The sequence below is a fragment of the Lacticaseibacillus suihuaensis genome, assembly GCF_054785075.1.
Map to the genome: position 1 here is coordinate 344,699 of NZ_BAAGBJ010000001.1, position 20,281 is coordinate 364,979.

Here is a 20,281-nt window from a genome sequence, read left to right on the forward strand (position 1 = left end):
CTCCTAGCGAATCGCCCAGCGGGCAAGCTCTTGGTACGGGTCACAAGCGATCAGCACCAGCCGTGGTTCGACCAGCGTCAGCGGCGTGAACCGCGCCGTCAGCCAGGTGAACGCGGCGCTCAACGTGGCCGGGCCCAGGTGCGAGGCAAGGGCGACGTGAGGCTGCCACCCAGCCGGCGCGTAACGCGACGTCGGCGCCGCGTCGCCCAGCGCGTTGGCCAGCCGGTTGGCCGCCACCAGGCCCGGGGTCCACAGCGGCGCCGCGTACACCACCGCGGGAACGAACGCCCCGAGGCTGGCCAGCCGCACCGGCCCGACGGCAAACCGCCCCACTGAAGCCGCGACGCGCGCCTGCACCGCCCCCGCGCTTGCAGCGTCGAAGACGGCTAGCGTCAGGTGCGGTGGCACCCCCGCGGGCTGGCCGATCTGCTGGCCGAGTCCGGCGCGCCAGGCGCCCAGGGTCTGGGCCGCAGGATCTTCGAATTGTAGAATCAGGGCGAATTCGGTCATTGGGTCCTCCGATGACAAACGGCCACCGCGTCTGCGATGACCGTTCAGCTTAATCCTTGACTTGAACGTTGGCTGCCTGCGGACCGCGCGGCCCCTCGACAATCACAAAATCCACGGTATCACCGGGGTGCAGCGTCTTGTAGCCCCCGCCGAGAATGGCGGAGAAGTGGACGAACACGTCCGGCTGGTTTTCGACTTCGATGAAGCCGAACCCCTTGTCCTCGTTGAAGTTCTTCACGCGTCCCTGCATGTTACGCCTCGAATCCTTCGGCCACCGCCTCCGGGAAGTTGGCAGTCACGATTTTAGCACAGCGGTCGCACAGCGTCGGGAAGTGCGGGTCCTGACCCACCGTCTCGGTGGTCATGCGGCAACGGGCGCAAACCTCCCCTTGGGCGCGGTCGACTTGCACGGCCACGTCGTCGAAGGTGACGGCCGTATCCGGCACCGCAGCGCCGGCCGGGGCCACTGTGAAGGCGCTGGTAATCAAAAGCTGCATCACGTTGGCGTCAAGCCCCGCCAGCAGGTCGGCAACGGCCTGGTTCGGGTACACGGTGACGGCGGCCTCAAGGGACTTGCCGATAACCTTGGCGTCGCGGGCGGTTTCAAGCGCCTTTTGCACGTTGGTCCGGAACGCCATGAACCCGCGCCACTGCGCGAGCAGCGCGTCTTCTTCGGCGAAGTGCTGAACCGAAGGCATCTCGCTCAAGGCCGCGTATTGCGCCGACTGGTGCAGGTAAGGCCAGATCTCCTCGGCGGTGTGGGGCAGAATCGGGGTCAGCAGCTGGGTCAAGGCGACCAAGGCCTGGTACATCACCGTCTGCATCCGCCGGCGCAACAGTGAATCCGCACCTTCGATGTACACGACATCCTTGGCGAAGTCGAGGTAAAAGGCCGACAAGTCGTTGACCAAAAAGCTCGAAATCGTTTTGTCGACGGTGGCAAAGTCGTAGCGGTCGTAAGCGGCCTTCACCGCTTCGATCACCTGGTTCAGCCGCACGGTCAGGTACTGATCGACGCTGCCGAGGTTCTCGTAGGCCACGGTGTCTGCCGCCGGGTCGAAGTCGCTGGTGTTGGCAATCATGAAGCGCAGGGTGTTTCTGATCTTGCGGTAGGCGTCGCTGGCCTGGGCGAAGTTGTCCATCGACACGCGAACGTCGGAGCTTGAGTCGACGGTGGCGACCCACAGGCGGATGATTTCGGCCCCGTACTGCTTCTCCACCACGTCCGGGGCGATGGTGTTGCCCAGGCTCTTGCTCATCTTGCGACCTTCACTGTCCAAGGTGAAGCCCTGCGACAGCACTTGCTTGTAAGGCGCCTTGCCGTGAGCCGCGACGCTGGTGATCAAACTCGAGTTGAACCAGCCGCGGTACTGATCGGACCCTTCCAGGTACAGGTCGGCCGGGTAGGTCAGCTCGGGGCGAGCCTCGCAGACGCCGGCCCAGCTGGAGCCGGAGTCGAACCAGACGTCCATGATGTCGGTTTCCTTGGTGAATTCACCGTGCGGCGAGTGGGCATTGGTGTAGCCGTCCGGCAGCAGGTCCTTGGCCTCGCGCTGCGACCAGACGATCGAGCCGTACTGGCCGAACAAGTCGGCGACGTGGTCGATGGTGGCCTTTTCGAGAATCGGTGTGCCGTCTTCGGCGTAGAAAATCGGCAGCGGTACACCCCAGGCGCGTTGCCGGGAGATCACCCAGTCGCCGCGGTCCTTGATCATGTTGTGCAGGCGGGTCTTGCCCCAGGCCGGCGAGAAGCTGGCGGTGTCGATGGCGTCCAGAATCTGATCGCGAATCGCGTCGATGGAGGCGAACCACTGGGTCGTCGCCCGGAAGATCACCGGCTTCTTGGTCCGCCAGTCGTGCGGGTAGCTGTGGGTGAAGAAGTCGAGCTTCAGCAGGCTGCCATTGGCCTTCAAGGCTTCGGTGACCAGCGGGTTGGCCTTGTCGTAGAACACGCCGGTGAAGCCCGGCGCGTCTTCGGTCATGAAGCCCTTCTCGTCGACGACGGACAGCACCGGCAGGTCGTACTTCACGCCGCACTTGTAGTCGTCTTCACCATGGCCCGGGGCGGTGTGAACCAGCCCGGTCCCGGCGTCCAGCGTCACGTGGTCGCCGAGGACCACCAGGCTGGTGCGATCGTACAGCGGGTGCTGGCCGGTCATGTACTCAAGCTGCGTCCCCTTCAAGGTCTGCAGCACGGTGACGTCCTGCCAGCCGAGCGTCGCCTGAATCTTGGTCAACAGCTCACTGGCCACCACGTACTTCTTGCCGTCGGCGTTGACCTGAACGTACTCGAAGCGCGGGTTGACCGCGATGCCTTCGTTGGCCGGAATGGTCCAAGGCGTCGTGGTCCAGATGATGAAGCTGGTGTCTTGATCCAACAGCCCCTTGCCATCCACCACTTTGAAGGCGACGAACATCGACGGCGACTTGACGTCGTGGTACTCGATTTCGGCCTCGGCCAGGGTGGATTCCGAGGACCAAGACCAGTACACCGGCTTCAGGCCGTGGTAGATGTAGCCCTTTTCGGCCATCTGCCCGAAGACGCGAATCTCTTGCGCCTCGAACTCTGGCTGCAAGGTGATGTACGGGTGATTCCAGTCGCCCAACACCCCGAGGCGCTTGAAGTCGGTGCGTTGCTTTTCGATTTCCTGCATCGCGAACTGGCGGCACAGCTCGCGGTACTCGGCCCAAGACATTTCCTTGCGGTGAACGCCTTTTTTGGCCAGCTGCTGCTCAATCGGCAGACCATGCGTGTCCCAGCCGGGCACGTAAGGGGCCCGGAAGCCGCTCATCGACTTGTAGCGAACGATGATGTCCTTAGAGATCTTGTTCAAGGCGTGGCCCATGTGAATGTTCCCGTTGGCAAACGGTGGCCCGTCGTGCAGCACAAAGCTCGGCTTGCCGGCGTTGAGCTTTTGGCGCAGCTGGTACAGGTGATTCTCCTCCCAGGCCGCTTGCATCTGCGGTTCCTTGGTCGGCAGCCCGGCTCGCATCTTGAAGTCGGTTTTGCCCAGGTTCAGCGTATCTTTGACTTTCATAGTCTCCTCCTAAAAGTGTCCGGCGGCACAAAAAAAGATTCTCTCCGAATAGGACGAGAATCTCGTGGTACCACCTAGGTTCGGGTCGCAATGACCCCTCAGTGCCCGATAACGGTGGTGACCGGTGCGGCCTACATCTCGACTGCACAACTGCGAACTGATACCAAGGCGCGCTTGTGGCTCGGGCTTCCACCGTCCCCGATTCGCTGACCTGCCGCCACGCCTGGCTTGTGTTCTGACGTTACTATTCCGCGTCCGGGTTCTCAGGTGCCGGCGTCGCGTCTGAATCGTCTGACGCCGCTGCGTCATCGGTTGGGAACACGATTTCGGTGTACTTGGTCTGACCGTCGCTTTCTTCACTTGCCTCTGAGTTTACTGAATCTTGGGGGGTGTTGTCAAGCGGTGCTGGCGTGTTGGCCGGATCGAGGTACTCCGCAGCCTCGGTGGTGCTGGCCAGCAGTTCCTTCCATTCCGGACTCTTGACGACTTCCAGCTGGCTTTCAAGCATCACCTGCAGGCGCTGGCGGAAGACGCGGGTCTGGCGCTTCAGGTCCTCGGTTTGCACCGTGATGGTCTTGGCCTTGTCGGTCGCATCGCCGAGAATGTGGTTGGCCTTGTCGGTCGCATCCGTCAGCAGGTTTTGCGCGTTCTTTTCGGCCTGCTGGGTGATCAGCTCGGCCTCTTGATCCGCGTTCTTCTTAACCTTGTCGGCGGCCTCTTGAGCCACGATGATCGACTGGTTCAGCGCGTCCTTGAGGTCGGTGAAGTACTTGATCTTGTCTTGCGTCTCCGCCAGGCTCTTTTCAAGCTCCTCGTTGTGCTTGATTGCGGCGCTGTAATCCTTGATGATCTGCGCCAAAAAATCGTTGACCTCGTCTTTGTCGTAACCGCGCATGCGGCTGGCGAATTCCTTGTTGTGAATGTCTAATGGACTGAGTGCCATAGAAGTTCCTCCCCTACTCATTTGTGAATGATCTCAACGTCGAGCTTTTGCTTGCCTTTCTTGGTGACCCCCAACAAAGCCCGCACCCGGACCCGGCCAAAGCCACGCACCGACACGATGTCGGCCACGCTGATGGCCGCATCCGGCGCCGTGGTTTCGGCAAAATTCAGCCGCACCTTGTCGGTGTCGACCAGGTGCTTGGCCCGGGCTCGCGACAGATTGAAGGCGTGGCCGACCAGACTGTCCAGCCGCAAGCTGGACATGGTCAGACTCGCCGCCTCCCAGTCGGTCACCGGTGTCACCAGGTCGCCCAAGTCGATGGGAACCAGCCGCACCGCAATTTTGCCGATGCGCGTGATGTTGGTCGCCACCCACTCCGACATGCTGGCCGTGGTCACAATCTGCCAGTGGCCGGCCGCCGTCAGAATATCACCGAACTGGGCCCGGGCGATGCCCGAGTTGGCCAGGGTGCCAAGCACCTGGCTGTGGTGCAGCTCGGCGAACTTTTGCGGGTACTTGATTTCGATGGCGGCCAAGGCGTAATCCTCAGGCGCCGGTTCAAAGTAGTCGGGCGCAATCAACGCCCGGCGGCGCTCAGCCGCCGCGATGCCGCCGAACAAGTGCAATTTCACGCTGTCCGACCGCGCGATCAGGGTCTCCGCAATGTAGGCCTGGCGCGGATCCAAAAAGTCGGTCAGCACCGGCCGGTACTCGGTCGTCGCGGTCTCAATCTGATCCAGCACGGTTGCGATGAACGGCGCCTCGTCTTTTCTGAAGTGCTGATCCAAGTCGCTCACAGTGCCGTCACCAAGAGCCCGAACAGCTGCCCCAGCAGGCGCTGGACGAAGCCAAGCACGAAGAACGCGAGCAGCGGCGAGAAGTCCATACCGGCAAAAATCGGCAGGAAGCGAAACAGCCGCAGGTAAGGCTCGCACAGCCGGGCCAACAACCGCCCCAGCGCCGATTCACGGGCTCCGGGGAACCAAGACATCAGCACGTACACCACCAAGGCGAGCATGTAGGCCTCAAGCACCCAGCTCAAGACGCGATAAAGCCAGATAATGAACATAGGCACCTCCTAGGGGGTTGCCAGGTCGAAGTCGGCGTCTTGGCCGACCGTGTCGGCCAGGCTGCCGTCGATCTGGAAGTTCGCCGGCGTGACCAGGAAAATCATCTCGCCGATGCGCTTAATCTCGCCGTTGATGGCAAACACGGTGCCGGTCAGAAAGTCGACAATGCGGGTCGCGTCGGCCGGTGTGATGCGATCGAAGTTGACCACCACGGCGCGGTTGTTCAGCAGGTGGTTGCCGATCTCCTTGGCGTCCGAGTAGATGCGCGGTTCGTACACCACGATTTTGGCCGCCTTGGTCGCCGGGTCGCTCATCGCGACCACCTTGTTGCCGCGAAACGGTGCCGTGACCGGGCGCGTGTTACCGCTGTCGGCTGCTACACTCGGCGTCGGCTGAGCCGCGGCCGGTTCTGGCTGCTCGGTGTCTTCGGGGTCCATGGCGAAGAACTGATTGAATTTGGAAGAAATTTTTTCAAAGGCCATCGCCTTCACCTCCGTTCAAGATTACTGGCGGCGAAACCGGAAGAATGGCGGCTGGTCGTCGCCCTTGTCCCCATCGTCTGCCTGCGGCTGGCTCTCGAAGATGTCAAAGTCCTTCTTCTCGGCCTTGTCCAGGTTCTGCTCGGCCGGCGCCTGGCGCTGGCTCGGCTCGCGGCGCAGGTCCCAGTTGCCGAAGGGATCGTCGGCTGGCTTAGCCGCTGGCTTGCTGGCTTGGGCGGCCGGACGGCTCGCCGCACCACGACTGCCGCGGCTTTGCTCAACGGCGGCCTCGTCGATACCGGTGGCAATGACGGTCACCACGACCTCGTCGCCGAGCTCCTCGTTAATCGAGGTCCCGAAGATGATGTTGACGTCGTTGGTCGCGGCTTGAGCCACGATTTCGCTGGCGTCTTGGGCCTCAAACAAGGACAGGTCCGGACCACCGGTGATGTTCAACAGCACCTGCTTGGCGCCGTCGATCGACACCTCGAGCAGTGGGCTGGAAATCGCCTTCTTGGTCGCCTCGATGGTGCGGTTCTCGCCGGTGGCGGAGCCGATGCCCATCAACGCGCTGCCCTGGTTGGCCATGACGGTCTTGACATCCGCGAAGTCCAAGTTGACGTAGCCGGGGCTTGTGATCAAGTCGGAAATCCCCTGAACGCCTTGGCGCAGCACGTTGTCGGCGGCGTGGAAGGCCTCAAGCATCGGGGTCTTCTTGTCGACGATTTCGAGCAACCGGTTGTTGGCGATGATCACCAGCGTGTCGACCACGTCCTTGAGCTGCGAAATGCCTTCGCTGGCGTTCTTGGCGCGGCGCGGGCCCTCGAAGGTGAAGGGACGTGTCACGACGCCGACGGTCAACGCGCCGAGGTCCTTGGCAATCTTGGCCACCACCGGGGCGGCCCCGGTGCCGGTGCCACCGCCCATGCCGCAGGTGACAAAAATCATGTCGGCGCCTTCAAGCGCCTGCTGAATCGCCTCTTCGGACTCTTCCGCCGCCTTTTGACCGATGTCGGCCGTGGCGCCGGCGCCAAGCCCACGGGTGAGCTTCGGGCCGATCTGAATCTTGGTTTCGGCGTTGGAGTTGGCCAGCGCCTGAACATCCGTGTTGGCCGCGATAAACTCCACGCCTTTGACGTCTTCTGCAATCATGCGGTTGACCGCGTTACCGCCGGCGCCACCGACCCCGATGACCTTGATCACTGCCCCGGTGTCGTTTTGTGCATCAAGTGAGAATTCCATTGTCGTTCCTCCTAGGAAAATCTTTTATTATTCGAAGAAATTGCCGAAGAAGCGACGCAGTGCTGAAGGCTTCTTCTCTTTGGGCGTCGTGGCCTCCGGCTCCGTTGCCGAGGCCGGGGTGGTGGCCAGCTTGGTCACCGCCTCTTGGGCCACCTGACCCGCAATCGGGGTCGGCAGCACGGCGGCGACCAGAATGTCGATGTCGGTCATTTTAGCGGCCGCGGTGATGAGCCCCAGCGCCTGGGTGAACGCCGGGTGGCGCAGCCCCATCTCATCCGGCATGAAGCGCTTGACGGCCAGGGCCTGGTCGCGGCCCTGCCCCAGCACATCCTGGGCCAGCTCGATGATGCCGGGCAAGGCGGTGGTGCCCCCGGTGATGACGACGCCACCCGGCAGGTCCAGCGCATTGGCCTGGGCCAACGCACTGTGCAGCCGGTCGAAAATCTGGGTCAACCGCGCCTCGATGATCTCGGCGAGGTACTTCTCCGAGATCATCGCCGGTTCGGTTTTGCCGACCACCGTGACCGGGAAGCGATTGCCCTCGGCGGCCGCCAACGAATCGGCGGTGCCGTAGTCGCGCTTGAGCTTCTCGGCATCCTTGAAGTCGGTGTTGAGCACCTGCGAGATGTCCTTGGTGACGTACTCGCCCCCCTCGGGATCCACGGCGGTGAACTTCAGCTTGTGGTCGTGAATCACCGCGGCGGTGGTTTGACCACCGCCCAGGTCGATCAACACGGTGCCGAAGTCCTGCTCGCCGTCGCTCAAGGCAACCTGAGCCGCCGCCAGCGGGGCGACGACCATGCAGCGAATGGTCAGACCGGCCTTTTCGATGGCCTTCTTGGTGTTATGTAAAACGGTCTTGGGTACCGTGAACAGCAACCCGTGCATCTCCAAGCGAACCCCCACCATGTTGCGCGGGTCCTTGATGCCGTCGAAGCCATCCACGATGAATTCAGTCGGCGAAAGCGAGAGGATTTCGCGTTCGGGCGGCAGGTTCCGCACCAAGGCCGCCGCCGCAACGGCTCGCACATCCGCGTCCTGAATCTCCTTGGATTGGTCGCCAACCGCGATCATGCCGGTCACCGGCTCAATCTGCAGCGCGTTGGCCGGCACCCCGGCCACCACCGAAGAGATCTTGATTGCGGCCTTCTCCTCTGCCTGGGCCACGGCGCCTTTGATTGCGCCAGCCACCTTGTCGATGTCGACGATCACGCCGCGAGAGAGCCCTTCCGAGCGCTGACTCCCCACCCCGATCACGTTCAATGCGCCTTGCACAGACTCGGCCACAATGACCTTGATCGACGTCGTCCCGATATCAAGACCAACGTATAAGTCGCGATTTCCCATGTCGACCGAACCTCCTTTGCCAATCGTAATTATTCTATGATAAACATGACTAGTCCAAGTTTACCACAGGGGCCTAGACTTCGTACCCCGTCAATTCAGCAAACCCAATGAAAATTTGAATATTATGCATTTCATTTCGAATAAGGGGTGAAAAACGCCCCGACTTCCAAGTCAACGGTGCCTTTTTGTTTCACCTGCGCCACTATCGCGGGGTAATAACTGATTTTCTTGGCAACGGTTCGCGAGTCGGCCACCACGGTGTTGCCGTCGGTCATGGTCATCGTGATCTGGTAAGGATTGCCCCCACCGCGCGTCGCCTTGACCTCGCTGACCGTTCGCCGCACCGCGCCGGGGAACTTGCGAACCGCGATGGCCATCGCCGCCGCGTCCTTTGTCCCAAAGGCGCTGAACACCGGGTAATTATCCAGTGGCGTGGTGGTGCTGACTGACATCTCGGCGCCGTTCTCCAGAATCATGCGGTAGCGCCCCTTTTCCAGGACGTACCCCACCGGCGCATACTCCAAGACGTGGAAGGTGACGTGGTTGAACCCGGCCACGCTCACCGTGGCCGCCTGAAGCTCCGGCACCCGCTGCTTGATGCCGCCCAGCACCTGCCGGCGGTGGGCCAAAAGACCAAGCACCAGCTTGGTCTCGTCCAGCCGGCTGGCATCGATGACGGTCTGAATCGGCACGTTGCGCGTTCCGGTCACGGACACGGTCGCCACCTTGGCGATTGGCGACACCATGTAGCCCAAAAACGCCAGGAGGAGCAAAAGCGGCGTCAGAATCAGCGCCAGGTTACGATTGCGGTGCCGGGCTCGCAGCCGCTGCACGGTCGGCAGCTTCAGCTTGGCCGGACGCTTGTTGCTTCGCGCCTGCTTGGCCTGGTAGGCCTCCCACGGCGTGAGCGGATCTTCTGTTGGCTTTTGTCTGCCCACGCCGAACACCTCACTTCATAACAGATTGCAGCACTGCAACCAGCGCGTCGCCGGCCGTCGGGGTGCCAAGTGCCTTGGCCGCCTTGGCCATTTGCAACAGTCGCGGATCGTCTTGCATCAGCTCGATGATCGTGTCGGCGAACTGCGCATCAAGCTCGGGCTCGGTCACCACCAGCGCCGCCCCCTTGACCGCCAGCGCTTGGGCGTTGACGAACTGGTGGTTGTGCGTGACGTTCGGACTGGGAATCAGGACGCTCGGCAGCCCCAGGGCGGTCAGCTCCGCCAGGCTGGTCGCGCCGGAGCGACCGATTACCAGGCTGATGTCCGGCAGGATGCTCGGCATGTCGTCGACGTAAGGCACCACCGCCACGTTGCTCGGAAGCGGCGGCAGCTGGGCCTTGATCCGGTCGTAGTGAACGCTGCCGGTCACAAACAGGGTCTGAAAATCCGCCTGGCCAAACGCTGGTAGCGCCGCCAGCGCGGCCTGGTTGATTTTCGGGGCCCCGCGGGAGCCGCCGAAGATCAGAAGCGTCCGGCGCTTGGGGTCAAGCCCGAAGTCGGCAAGCCGGTCGTTGGGCAACAGCCCGGCCACCTGCTGGGCCCGGGGATTGCCGGTCACGACGACCTTATTGGCCGGGAAGCTGGCGGCCACCTCAGGAAAGGTGATCGCAATCTTGGTGACAAAATGCGCCAGGAACTTGTTGGTCACGCCGGCCACCGAGTTTTGTTCGTGGATCACGGTTGGAATGTGCAGCTGCGTCGCCGCAAACAGCACCCCGGCCGAGACGTAGCCGCCGGTGCCGACCACGACGTCGGGCTTGAAGTCGCGCAGCAAGCGCCGCGCCTTTTTGAGCGACCCCAAAAAGAGGCTGACGGTGCGAACATTCTCGAGCGTCAGGCGACGCTTGAATCCCTGCAGGCTGAGCGTCTCGAAGGGAATGCCGGCCTTGAGCACGATGCGGCTTTCCAGCCCCTTGGCCGTCCCGACGTACAACACCGCGTCGAGCTGACCGGTGGCCTTCAACCGCTCAATCAAGGCCAGTGCCGGGTAGATATGGCCGCCGGTGCCGCCACCGGAAATCATCAGGCGCATCTTATTTCTCCTTTTCTGCGTACTGCTCGACCGCCGCGATGAACAGATCGCCGCGGGTCTCGAAGTTCGGGTACTGATCCCAGCTGGCCGCCGCCGGTGAAAGCAAAATCACATCCCCGGGCTCGCTTGCAGCAAAGGCCAGCGGCACCGCGGTCTGCACGTCTTGGGTCGCTTCGACCGGAACGCCGGCTGCCTTGGCGACATCGATCAGCTGCTGAGTGGTTTCGCCAAAGACGATCAGCTTGCGAACGTGAGCCTTGACCAACGGAATCAGCCCGGCCAAGGACAACTTGCGGTCAAGTCCCCCCGCCAACAGTACCTCAGGCTGCTTGAAGGCCTCGATTGCCACCGTGGCCGCCTCGACGTTGGTGGCCTTGGAGTCGTTGTAAACCTTGCGGCCGTCAACGGTGGCCACGTACTGGATGCGGTGGCGAACGCCAGTGAAGCGGGTCAAAACCGCTCGAATGGCGTCATCCGAAACACCGGACAGCTTGGCCGCAGCGATGGCGGCCAGCGCGTTTTCGATGTTGTGCTCGCCGGGAATCTGCATCAGGTCGGCCGCCATGATGGCGTGGCCGTCAAAGCACAGCTGCCCGTTTTCAAGCGTCGCCCGGGCGCCGTCAGCGCCGAGGCGGGAGAACGGCACGATGGTGGCCGCACTCTTTTTGGCCAGCTCGTGCATCTCCGGCAGGTCCCAGTTCATGATGAAGTAGTCGTCAGGCGTCTGGTTTTGGGTGATGTGCATCTTGGCCGCGACGTAATGGGCGCGGTCGCCGTGGTAATCCAGATGCGCCTCGTAGATGTTGGTCAACACCGCGATGTGCGGGTGCAGCGTCCGGGTGCCGACCAGCTGAAAGCTCGACAGCTCGGCGACGATGGTGTCGTCAGGGCCGGCCTTTTGCGCGACGCCGGACACCGGAATGCCGATGTTACCGGCGTCGTAAGCGTGACCCTTGGCGCGGTCCTCATTGAGCATCAGCCCGATCAGGGTCGTCGTCGTCGTCTTGCCGTTGCTGCCGGTGATGCCGATCCAGTTGGCATCAGAGACCTGAAAGGCCAGCTCCGGCTCGGTGATGATTGGGATGTTCAGCGCCTGGGCGCGTTGGACCATCGGGTTGGAATACGGAATCCCGGGATTTTTGACCATCAGGGCGAAGTCTTCATCCAAAAGCGCCACCGGGTGGCTCCCGGTGATCACGCGAATGCCTTCGGCCAACAGCGCCTGGGCGTCCTTGTTGTCGTCGAAGTCCTTCTTGTCGTTGACGGTGACCAAGGCACCGAGGCGGTGCAGGAGCTTGGCGGCGTTCACGCCGCTTTTGGCCAGGCCCAATACCAGGACCTTCTTGTTTTGATACGAGGTGATCTGTTTCATGATTAAACTGATCTTCTTTCTACATGAATAGGAGCAGGTACAGGCCGCCGGCAACCGCGCCGGTCAGCCAAAAGACGATGTCGATGCGCCACTCGGACCAGCCGGACATCTCAAAGCTGTGGTGAATCGGCGTCATCTTGAAGACGCGCCGGTGGAAGAAGTGGTGAACGAACACCTGGATCATCACGCTGGCGGTTTCACAGACGAACACGATGCCGATCAAAAGCAGCGACCACGGTCGGTTCAGCAGCAAGGCGACCACCGCCAGCATCCCGCCCAAGGCCAGGCTGCCGACGTCACCCATGAAGATCTGGGCCGGCTTGTGGTTATACAGCAAAAACCCAATCATCGCGCCGATGGTGACCAAGCAAAGAATCAAGACGTCGGTGCGGGCCTCCTGCACGGCGATGATGGCGTAGGTGCCAAAGGCCACCACGTTCAGCCCGGCACACAGGCCGTCGATGCCGTCGCTGAGGTTGACCGCGTTAGAGAAGCCGACCAGCCACACCACCGCGAAGACGACGTAGACCCAGGCGACGTTGAGGCTGCCGACGAACGGCAGCGCCAGCGTGTGGGGAAAGCCCTCGTGAAAGTAGGCAAGCAAGAACACCGCGGCGCCAACAATCTGGCCCAGGAGCTTCTGCCAGGCCTTGAGCCCGAGATTGCGCTTCATGGCCACCTTGATGAAGTCATCGAAGAAGCCCAGTGCCCCGTAAAGCACCAGAATGAACAGGCCGATGAGCAGACTCAGTGTCAGCTGCCCCTGCCACCAGCCGGCAAACAACGCGCTGGCGACAATGGCGATCACCAGAATCAGGCCGCCCATGGTTGGGGTGCCGTTCTTTTTGGCGTGCCACTTGGGGCCGATCTCGCGAATCGTCTGGCCTTCCTTGCGCATGCGCTGGTAGCCGATGAACAGCGGCAACAAGATCACCGTGATGGCAAAAGCGGCCACCATCGGGATCAACATCTCTGTGAATTGCATTATCCTACCCCATTACTTAGTTTTGGCGAAAGTGACGGTCACGGCCTCATCGCCCAGCAGCGCCCCGCTGGCCAGGCTTTGATGGGTTGCGTAACCCGTGCCGCTCAGTTTGAATTTTTTGCCAGTCAATTGCGCTAATTTTAACACATCGCTCTTGGACCAGCCAGATACGTCCGGCATGGTCATCGCGCCGTTGGTCAAAAGCAGCACCCGGGCGCCGGTCAACGCCGCGGTCTTGGCCTGCGGCAGCTGCGCGACCACGCGGTTGCCGGTGCCGACCAACGCCGCGGCGAGCCTGGCCTTGGTCACCGTAGTTTGGGCGGCGGCGACGCGCTGGTTGGTGACCGCCGGCACGGTCGCCCTGCTGGCCGCCCCGCTGGCGGCGGTGCTGGCATCAAGCGCCAGCGCCCGCTTCAGCAGCGGTTGGAAAATCTGGTTGATCTTGGTGGCAATCGGCGTTTCCACGTTTTTTTGCGACTGCTGCAAGGTGACGTACACGATGTACTTCGGCGAGCTCGCCGGAGCAATCGCCATCACGCTGTGCAGTGCGTTATCGCCGGCCGTGACGTAACCCTTGCCATCGGCCCGAGGAATCTGCGCGGTCCCGGTTTTCATCGCCAGATCCACGCCCTTGATGGCGTATGGCACCCCGGTCCCGTTCTTATCGGTCACCACCTTCTTCATCGCGTCCAGCACCGCCGCCGCCGTGGTCGCCTTGATCGGCTGACCGACGACGCGCCGCTTGTAGTTGGTCACCTTGCCGGTCTTGGAGACCGTCTGCTTGATCAAGCGCGGCTGAATCATGGTGCCGCCGTTGGCGATGGCGGTGGTGGCCTGAAGCATCTGCATCACGTTGACCGAAATCCCCTGGCCAAACGAGATGTTCAGACGCTGCAGCGGGTTTTTGAGGGAGTAGGTACCGGCGTTTTCGTTGGGCAGCGCCACCCCGGTCGCCTCGGCGAAGCGAAAGGCCTTGAGGTACTTGGCCTCATTGGTCTCACCCAGTTCTTGCTCGATGCGCACCATCCCGGTGTTGCTCGACCGCGTGAAGGCCTCGCTCAGGGGAATGGACCCCCAGCCGACCCCATCGTTCCAATCGGCGACGGTGCCACCGGCCACCTTGATGCGGCCGGACTTGTAGTACTCGTTGGGCTGGTAGGTACCGGCGTCGATGGCGCTGGCCAGCGTGACGATTTTCATCACCGAACCCGGCTCGTAAACATCCTCGACCAAGGCGTTGCGCCAGGTCGTCAGGCCCTCTCTGGTGCTCGGGTCGAAGGTCGGCCGCGAGCTTGCGGCCAAAATCTCGCCGGTTTTGGCGTTCATCAGCACAGCGTTGAGCACCTTAGGCCGGTAAGCGGTGGCCACCTTGGTCATCAGGGTCTCCAGGTACGACTGCAGGCTGGCATCGAGCGTCGTGGTGACGGAGCCGCCGTTAACGGCGCGTTGAATCTTGGTCTTGGCCTGCGGCAGCTTGAAGCCGTAAACGTCGTACTGGGAGCTGGTGTAGCCGTTGGTGCCGGTCAGGAGCTTGTTGAACTGCTTCTCAATCCCCATCACCCCAAGCAGCGGGTTGGCGGTGCTCGACTGCGGTGTTGCCAACCCGATGGTGTAGCTAGCAAAATCCCCGTTGGGGTACAGGCGCGACGGGCTGTCGGTGAAGCCGATGCCTGTCAGGTGCTGGGCCTCGATTTGCTTTTTGATCGCCAGTGATAGTCCGGACCCCGCCTTGCCGAATTCGACCTGGTAGGGATTGCCCTTGGGGTTCAGGTAGGTTAACAGCTGCTTGACCGTCAGCGGCAGGTACTTGGCCAAAACTTCAGCGGTGTGCTGCTTGTCGGTGACGTACAGCTTCTTTTTGCCGTCCACATTGGGCTTGCCGTCGGTGGTTTTGGTGCTGACCACGGCGTAAAGCGTGTAGGTGTTGGCGTCTTCGGCAATCACGCTGCCATGGCGGTCGTAGATGGTGCCGCGCTTGGCGGTCAGCACCGAATCGCGGTGGTACTGCTGGACGCGGTAGGCCTTGAGGTCCTTGGAATCGACCGTGCCGCCCAGCGCCACATACGCAAAACGACAAGCGAACCCAAGCCCCACCAAAGCCGTCACCACAATCAGCAGAATGCCGAAAAGCTTGCGGTTGCGTTCAGGATGTCTCGCATTCGTTTGTCGTTTGGGAGTCATGTTTTTCATTTATTCGTCACACGCTTGATGTTGCCCTCGATCACGGTGAAGCCGTGGGCCTTGGCAAAGTTCTCGAGGCGACTGGAGTTGGACAGCTCCCCCACCGTCTGCTTGGCGTCGGCGACGCCTTGCTGCTGGACAGTCGTTTCGCGCTGCACGGTTTGGAAGCTCCGGTTCAGCCCCGCCAGCTGCATCTGAGTGGCCAAGTAGCCCATGGCGAAAATCACCACGGCCACCCCACAGACACAGGTCAAGAGGCGCTCAAGCGGGCTGAGGGCCAGGTGACGGCGCGGGTTCGCCTGCGGCTTGGGGGCCTGCGTCGGGGTTGGCACCGCGGCCGGCTTGGGGGCCGGCCGGAACGCGGGTTGCGCGTAATCGAGCTGTCTTGCGGTGTTATCCTGCATCAACGTCGCCTTCCTTCATCACTTTTTCAATCACGCGCAGCTTCGCGCTGTGGGCCCGGTGGTTCGCCGCAAGCTCCTCGGCACCAGGCAGAATCGGCTTGCGATTGGGCAAGCGAAAGTCCGGGGCGAGCCCCGCCGGCACCACCGGCAGGTCGCGCGGCAGGTCCGGCAGCGTAGTGGCCTCGCGAAACATGGTCTTGACCAGCCGGTCTTCAAGCGACTGGAACGTGATCACGCTGATGCGACCGCCCGGAGCCAGCAGGCGCAGGGCCTGGGTCAGCGAGTCCTCAAGCGCCGACAGCTCATCGTTAACCGCGATGCGAACCGCCTGAAACACGCGCTTGGCGGGGTGACCGCCGGTACGACGCGCCGCAGCCGGGATGCCGGCCTTGATCAGCTCAACCAGCTCGAAGGTGGTCTCGATTGGCTTTTCCGCCCGCGCCCGTTCGATTTGCCGGGCAATCGGCTTGGCGAACTTCTCCTCGCCGTAGCGGCTGAAGATTCGCACGAGCTCCTGAAAGGACCACTCGTTAATCACCACCCGGGCAGACAAGGCCTGGCTTTGGTCCATGCGCATGTCAAGCGGGGCATCGAAGCGGTAGCTGAAGCCGCGCTTGGAGTCGTCGAACTGCGGCGACGACACGCCAAGATCGTACAAAATGCCATCGACGGTCGTCAGGCCACTGGCCCCCAAGGCCATCTCAAGCTGACGAAAGTTCTTATGTATGAGGTGCAGATTGGCCCGGTCGCCCAGGGTGGCCTGGACCGCCGTGATGGCGGCGGCGTCTTGGTCGAAGGCGTAAAGCTGACCCGTGGTCAGCTGACTCAAAATGCGCTTGGTGTGACCGCCGCGGCCGAGGGTGCAATCGACGTAGGTGCCGGCCGGCTTGATGGCCAAGGCGTCGGTCGCCTCCTGGAGCAGGACGGTTTCGTGTTTGAATTCTGTCATATTAAAGTCCAAAGTCCATTAGATTTTCGGAAATGTCGTCGAAGTTGTCTTCGGCGTCGGCCGCAAAGCTGGCCCACTTGTCGTCGCTCCAGATTTCAATGCGGTTGGCCACCCCCACCAGTGTGCAGCCTTTGGCGAGGCCGGCGTGTTCGATCAAGGGCTTGGGAATGTTGATGCGGCCCTGGCGATCCAGCTCGCACTCGGTGGCCGCCGAGTAGAGAAAGCGGGTGAAGGTTCGCGCGTCCTTCTTGGTCAAGGGCAACGTGGCGACCTTCTCTTGCAGCTTCTCCCACTCGGCCTCAGGGTAGCCGAACAGGCAGCCGTCCATGCCGCGGGTGAGCACGAAGCTCGCACCTAGCTGCTCGCGAAACTTGGCCGGAATGATCAGCCGGCCCTTCGCATCGATGCTGTGATGAAACTCACCCATCAACATGGCGACACCTCCCCTGATATTGTTATTTTCAGTCTACCACATCCCCCCACAATCCACCACCAAACTCCCCAAAATGGCGGCACGAAACTGTTGTTCGCCCATTGTCTGGCACGGCGGCACAAAAAAACCCTGCGCCGCCAAGCAGCGCAAGGTCGTTATTCTGAAAGACAAGTGGGGACTCAGCCCATTTTGTGTGGCTCGGGCCACCTGGTGGGGCCCAGGTGGGGGCAAAATTCGCCTCAGCGGAAAATCAGCGCCGCCACCCACCAGGCGGTGGTGGCGAGCAGCCAGGTGCGGCTCAGCCAGTGGGCGTAAACCGGCACGATCAGGTCGTAGTCCCGGGCGACGCGGTCGATCACCAACAGAATGGCGATCGCCACCGCGCAAAACAGCGCCAGCCAGATCTGGTTGGGCGCGGCCTGAGTGCGAGCCGCCCACAGCCCCAGCAGGTTGAAGCCGGTGGCGGTGAAGTAAAACAGGTTGTTCGAAAAGCGAAAGACCATGCTGGCCAGCACGAAGGCCCAGCCGACCAGTGGCAAAATGTAGATCAGCAGCGGTTGCATGTCGCCCTCCCAGACTGCCCTCACCGCCAACGCGACGGCAAAAGCCATTTCTTCCTATCTTACCAGATTTTGATTTGCCCCACGTCCCAAAAACGGGTAAACTGAGAAAAAAGACAAAGGTGGTGGGACCGTGAAGCAGAAGAAAACCAAGTTTTGGTACATTACCCACATCGCCGCTTGGGCCATGCTGATTGTCACCGTTTTCGGCGCTATCGCGATGGCATTCTCCGCGATGTAACCGCGTCACACCAACCAAAAAGGTCCTGCCCCAAAACGGGCAGGACCTTTTTGCGTTAAGCGGCGTGACCTAGGCCGATCGTTCGCTTCGGCAGAAACAACTGCTTGACGCTGGTGACCAGAACCGAGATGACGATCAGGCCCAAAAGCCCCGACGCAATGGCCGAGCCGCCGTTGATTGCCAGCGAGTACAGCCACGCCGGCATCCCCTTGGGCGCGTATGACCCCCAAAATACCCAGCCGGCTAGGAAGTGGCAGAAGTACTTGGCAATGGTCCCAAGCAAAATGCCAGCCCAGGCGTAAAGGAACACGCGGCGCAGCTGGCCGCCCTTCAAGGCCGCCTGCAGCCGGCCGGCAAAGACCCCGCCGAGCCCGGCCACCGCGAACGCGATGGGGTACTCCAGCACCCCTTGGACCACGTTCAGGAACGACCCTTCGCTGAAGCCGATCAGCAAGAGGTCCAAGACCCCCCAAGTCAGCCCCGCGGCCATGCCGGCGCCGGGACCGCGCCGAAGCGCCAAGACGGTGACAGGAATGATGCCGTAGCTCATTTCCACCGATGAAATGCCGGTTTTGTGTGGCACGTACTCCAGCGCCATCGCAAACGCCGCAATCACGGCGATTTCAACCAGAATCAACAACTTGTCCGAATTCTTAGACAACAAAAAGACCTCCTAGGTGATTTCCCTACCACAAAGAAGGTCGACAAGTCGACGTTCACAATCCCTACGCTCGTATTAACGAACAGGTTCGAAGGGTCTGGGTTTCCCCACTCTCAGCCAATGGCTCCCCTTTGTGACGGTTCCTCACAGATTTAATTGACTTCTTAATAGTAGCATCTGCCGCCAAAATTGCAAATTTTAGCCTATCTGAAAACGCATCCGCTTTAGTCGTCAATCACAGAATCGGGGTCAGCAGCCGCGACATCTCCTCGGCCAGCCGGGTGCGGCGTGGCTTCACCTTGGCCATCGCGTGGGTGTAGCGCAACGACGCCTGACAATCCGCGGTGAACTGAGCGGCGGCCGCCGCAGCGAGATCGGCCGAATACACGAAGGCGGCGATTTCGAAGTTCAAGCTGAAGCTGCGGATGTCCAGGTTCGCCGTGCCGGTAACCAGGTACCGACCATCGACCACCATCACCTTGTTGTGCAGGAAGCCGGCCTGGTAAAAGTAGACCTTGGCCCCCACTCGCACCAGCCGGTCAAGGTAAAACCGCGTCGCCTTGGCCATCAGCGGCTGGGCCGTCACCCGCGGGACCATGATTCGCACGTCGATACCGGCGTTGCTGGCGATGGTCAGCGCATCCAGCAGGCTTTCATCCGGCACGAAGTAGGGACTCTGCAGCCACACGCTGTGCTTGGCCATCGCAATCAGTCGCAGGTACCCTAGCTTGATTGCCTCAAGCGGCTGCTCGGGGCCACCGGACACGATTTGGAGCGTGACCTGCCCGTTCGCTTGGGGCTTGGGGAAGTAAGTCTCGGCCATTGCCACCCGCTGGGCCTTGGCCGCGGTGTTCCAGTCCATCAGAAACCGCGCCTGCAGCACAGCCACGGCCGAGCCACGCAGGTCAAGGGCCGTGTCGCGCGTGATTGAGACGCGCTTGGGCGAGCTGCCGATGTCAAAGCCGCCGAGAAAGCCGAGGGACCCGTCGATCACCGCCAGCTTGCGGTGGTTGCGGAAGTTGATGCGCGGGTTAGCCCGGGCCAGCCGCCCGGCGATGAACGGTGTCACCTGGCCGCCGGCATCGCGCAGCGGCTGCCAGAACGCCTGGTTCAGCCGGTGGGAGCCGAAGGGGTCGTACAAAACCCGCACCAAGACGCCGGCCGCGGCCCTTTGGGTCAGCAGATCGCGCAGCGCCTGGCCGGTTGCGTCCGGCTCGATGGTGTAGGCCTCGATGTGAACGTGCTGCTGGGCCGTCTGAACCGCGGCGAACAGGCGGTCGTTGAAGACCGACCGGGTGGTGATGAGTGTCACCTGATTCAGCGTCGTCACCAGCGCCCCGTCGACCTGCAGCAGCGTTCGCACCAGCTCCGGCACCCCGGCCTCGGCGGTGGCGCGACCGATTAACCCCGCGCCTAACGCCACCGCCTCCTGCTGAGCCGCCACCGCCCGGTCGATGCCCAGCCGCTGCTGGTTCAACAGCGCATTGAGCTTGCTGGTCGCAATTTTGCGTCCAAACAGCCAGTACAATCCAAACCCGGCCACCGGAATCAGTAGCAGCACCAACAGCCAGCCCCAGGTGGCGGAAATGTCTCGGGGCTGGCGCAAAACCGTCACCATGGCCAACCCGGCGTTCAGCGCCACGATGCCCCCTAACACCAACCCGATCCACATCCCACTCACCTCCGTTTGGCTTCATTATACACGACGGCCTGCCTTTTGGCGCCGGCTTCGGGTCAACCGCCACCGCGAGCCGCCTGCAGGGACGCTGGGCTGCCTCCCCAGACCTTGGCTGCCTGTTGAGACGCAGCAGCGCCGCCCTTGTTTGGGCGGCGCT

General features: G+C 61.9%; 20 protein-coding genes, 1 pseudogene and 1 riboswitch. Of the genes and pseudogenes, 1 reads left to right on the forward strand and 20 read right to left on the reverse strand.

The genetic code is table 11. From position 1 onward, the window contains the following. Window positions 1-3: 3 nt before the first annotated feature. The 18 genes and pseudogenes from ACYVRZ_RS01540 to ACYVRZ_RS01625 all read right to left on the reverse strand — a co-directional run bounded on the left by ACYVRZ_RS01540 (window position 4) and on the right by ACYVRZ_RS01625 (window position 17,547). The gene (locus ACYVRZ_RS01540; protein ID WP_461224200.1) at window positions 4-510 is read right to left on the reverse strand and encodes a 2'-5' RNA ligase family protein; all 507 of its coding nucleotides are present in this window, start codon (window positions 508-510) and stop codon (window positions 4-6) included. Window positions 511-559: 49 nt separating this feature from the next. Continuing rightward, window positions 560-760, reverse strand: a complete 201-nt coding sequence (locus ACYVRZ_RS01545) for a cold-shock protein (RefSeq protein ID WP_461224202.1) — start codon at window positions 758-760, stop codon at window positions 560-562. Between the two features lies 1 nt (window position 761). Next, on the reverse strand, window positions 762-3,548 hold the full coding sequence (gene ileS, locus ACYVRZ_RS01550) for an isoleucine--tRNA ligase (protein ID WP_461224204.1): 2,787 nt from the start codon (window positions 3,546-3,548) through the stop codon (window positions 762-764). Window positions 3,549-3,792: 244 nt separating this feature from the next. After that, on the reverse strand, window positions 3,793-4,491 hold the full coding sequence (locus tag ACYVRZ_RS01555) for a DivIVA domain-containing protein (protein ID WP_461224205.1): 699 nt from the start codon (window positions 4,489-4,491) through the stop codon (window positions 3,793-3,795). Between the two features lie 17 nt (window positions 4,492-4,508). After that, window positions 4,509-5,288 carry a YlmH family RNA-binding protein gene (locus tag ACYVRZ_RS01560; protein WP_461224207.1) on the reverse strand — a complete coding sequence of 260 codons (780 nt, stop codon included), beginning with the start codon at window positions 5,286-5,288 and terminating at the stop codon, window positions 4,509-4,511. Next, window positions 5,285-5,560, reverse strand: coding sequence for a YggT family protein (locus tag ACYVRZ_RS01565; RefSeq protein WP_461224209.1), 276 nt, complete (start codon window positions 5,558-5,560; stop codon window positions 5,285-5,287). The genes ACYVRZ_RS01560 and ACYVRZ_RS01565 overlap by 4 nt, the downstream gene beginning before the upstream one ends. Window positions 5,561-5,569: 9 nt before the next feature. After that, window positions 5,570-6,043, reverse strand: coding sequence for a cell division protein SepF (locus ACYVRZ_RS01570; protein WP_461224211.1), 474 nt, complete (start codon window positions 6,041-6,043; stop codon window positions 5,570-5,572). Between the two features lie 288 nt (window positions 6,044-6,331). Further along, a pseudogene (ftsZ, locus tag ACYVRZ_RS01575) lies at window positions 6,332-7,282 on the reverse strand (cell division protein FtsZ); the annotation flags it as partial. A 27-nt stretch (window positions 7,283-7,309) separates the two neighbouring features. Then, window positions 7,310-8,629, reverse strand: coding sequence for a cell division protein FtsA (ftsA, locus tag ACYVRZ_RS01580; RefSeq protein WP_461224213.1), 1,320 nt, complete (start codon window positions 8,627-8,629; stop codon window positions 7,310-7,312). A gap of 131 nt (window positions 8,630-8,760) precedes the next feature. Then, window positions 8,761-9,567: a cell division protein FtsQ/DivIB gene (locus tag ACYVRZ_RS01585; protein ID WP_461224215.1), complete on the reverse strand. Its 807-nt coding sequence runs from the start codon at window positions 9,565-9,567 to the stop codon at window positions 8,761-8,763. A gap of 10 nt (window positions 9,568-9,577) precedes the next feature. After that, the gene (murG, locus tag ACYVRZ_RS01590; RefSeq protein ID WP_461224217.1) at window positions 9,578-10,660 is read right to left on the reverse strand and encodes an undecaprenyldiphospho-muramoylpentapeptide beta-N-acetylglucosaminyltransferase; all 1,083 of its coding nucleotides are present in this window, start codon (window positions 10,658-10,660) and stop codon (window positions 9,578-9,580) included. A gap of 1 nt (window position 10,661) precedes the next feature. Then, on the reverse strand, window positions 10,662-12,032 hold the full coding sequence (murD, locus tag ACYVRZ_RS01595; protein ID WP_461224219.1) for a UDP-N-acetylmuramoyl-L-alanine--D-glutamate ligase: 1,371 nt from the start codon (window positions 12,030-12,032) through the stop codon (window positions 10,662-10,664). Between the two features lie 19 nt (window positions 12,033-12,051). Beyond that, window positions 12,052-13,017, reverse strand: coding sequence for a phospho-N-acetylmuramoyl-pentapeptide-transferase (mraY, locus tag ACYVRZ_RS01600; RefSeq protein WP_262316763.1), 966 nt, complete (start codon window positions 13,015-13,017; stop codon window positions 12,052-12,054). Window positions 13,018-13,029: 12 nt separating this feature from the next. Continuing rightward, window positions 13,030-15,207 carry a penicillin-binding transpeptidase domain-containing protein gene (locus ACYVRZ_RS01605; RefSeq protein ID WP_461224222.1) on the reverse strand — a complete coding sequence of 726 codons (2,178 nt, stop codon included), beginning with the start codon at window positions 15,205-15,207 and terminating at the stop codon, window positions 13,030-13,032. Further along, complete coding sequence (gene ftsL, locus ACYVRZ_RS01610; RefSeq protein ID WP_461224223.1) at window positions 15,204-15,602, reverse strand: cell division protein FtsL; 399 nt, start codon at window positions 15,600-15,602, stop codon at window positions 15,204-15,206. Before ftsL ends, ACYVRZ_RS01605 begins: the two co-directional genes overlap by 4 nt. Continuing rightward, window positions 15,592-16,551: a 16S rRNA (cytosine(1402)-N(4))-methyltransferase RsmH gene (gene rsmH / locus ACYVRZ_RS01615; RefSeq protein WP_461224225.1), complete on the reverse strand. Its 960-nt coding sequence runs from the start codon at window positions 16,549-16,551 to the stop codon at window positions 15,592-15,594. The genes ftsL and rsmH overlap by 11 nt, the downstream gene beginning before the upstream one ends. Window position 16,552: 1 nt before the next feature. Then, window positions 16,553-16,984, reverse strand: a complete 432-nt coding sequence (mraZ, locus tag ACYVRZ_RS01620; RefSeq protein ID WP_262316759.1) for a division/cell wall cluster transcriptional repressor MraZ — start codon at window positions 16,982-16,984, stop codon at window positions 16,553-16,555. Between the two features lie 239 nt (window positions 16,985-17,223). Beyond that, a complete protein-coding gene (locus ACYVRZ_RS01625; protein WP_262316758.1) occupies window positions 17,224-17,547 on the reverse strand; it encodes a hypothetical protein in 324 nt (107 codons plus the stop codon). 130 nt (window positions 17,548-17,677) lie between these two features. Between ACYVRZ_RS01625 and ACYVRZ_RS01630 the strand changes: the two genes are divergently transcribed. Next, window positions 17,678-17,785: a DUF4044 domain-containing protein gene (locus ACYVRZ_RS01630; RefSeq protein ID WP_262316757.1), complete on the forward strand. Its 108-nt coding sequence runs from the start codon at window positions 17,678-17,680 to the stop codon at window positions 17,783-17,785. 55 nt (window positions 17,786-17,840) lie between these two features. Here the strand turns inward: ACYVRZ_RS01630 and thiT are convergent, their stop codons facing one another. Both thiT and cls read right to left on the reverse strand, forming a co-directional pair. Next, window positions 17,841-18,446: an energy-coupled thiamine transporter ThiT gene (thiT, locus tag ACYVRZ_RS01635; RefSeq protein ID WP_461224227.1), complete on the reverse strand. Its 606-nt coding sequence runs from the start codon at window positions 18,444-18,446 to the stop codon at window positions 17,841-17,843. Between the two features lie 44 nt (window positions 18,447-18,490). Beyond that, a riboswitch (TPP riboswitch) is annotated at window positions 18,491-18,587 on the reverse strand. Window positions 18,588-18,681: 94 nt separating this feature from the next. Then, the gene (cls, locus tag ACYVRZ_RS01640; protein WP_461224229.1) at window positions 18,682-20,118 is read right to left on the reverse strand and encodes a cardiolipin synthase; all 1,437 of its coding nucleotides are present in this window, start codon (window positions 20,116-20,118) and stop codon (window positions 18,682-18,684) included. Window positions 20,119-20,281 lie beyond the last annotated feature (163 nt).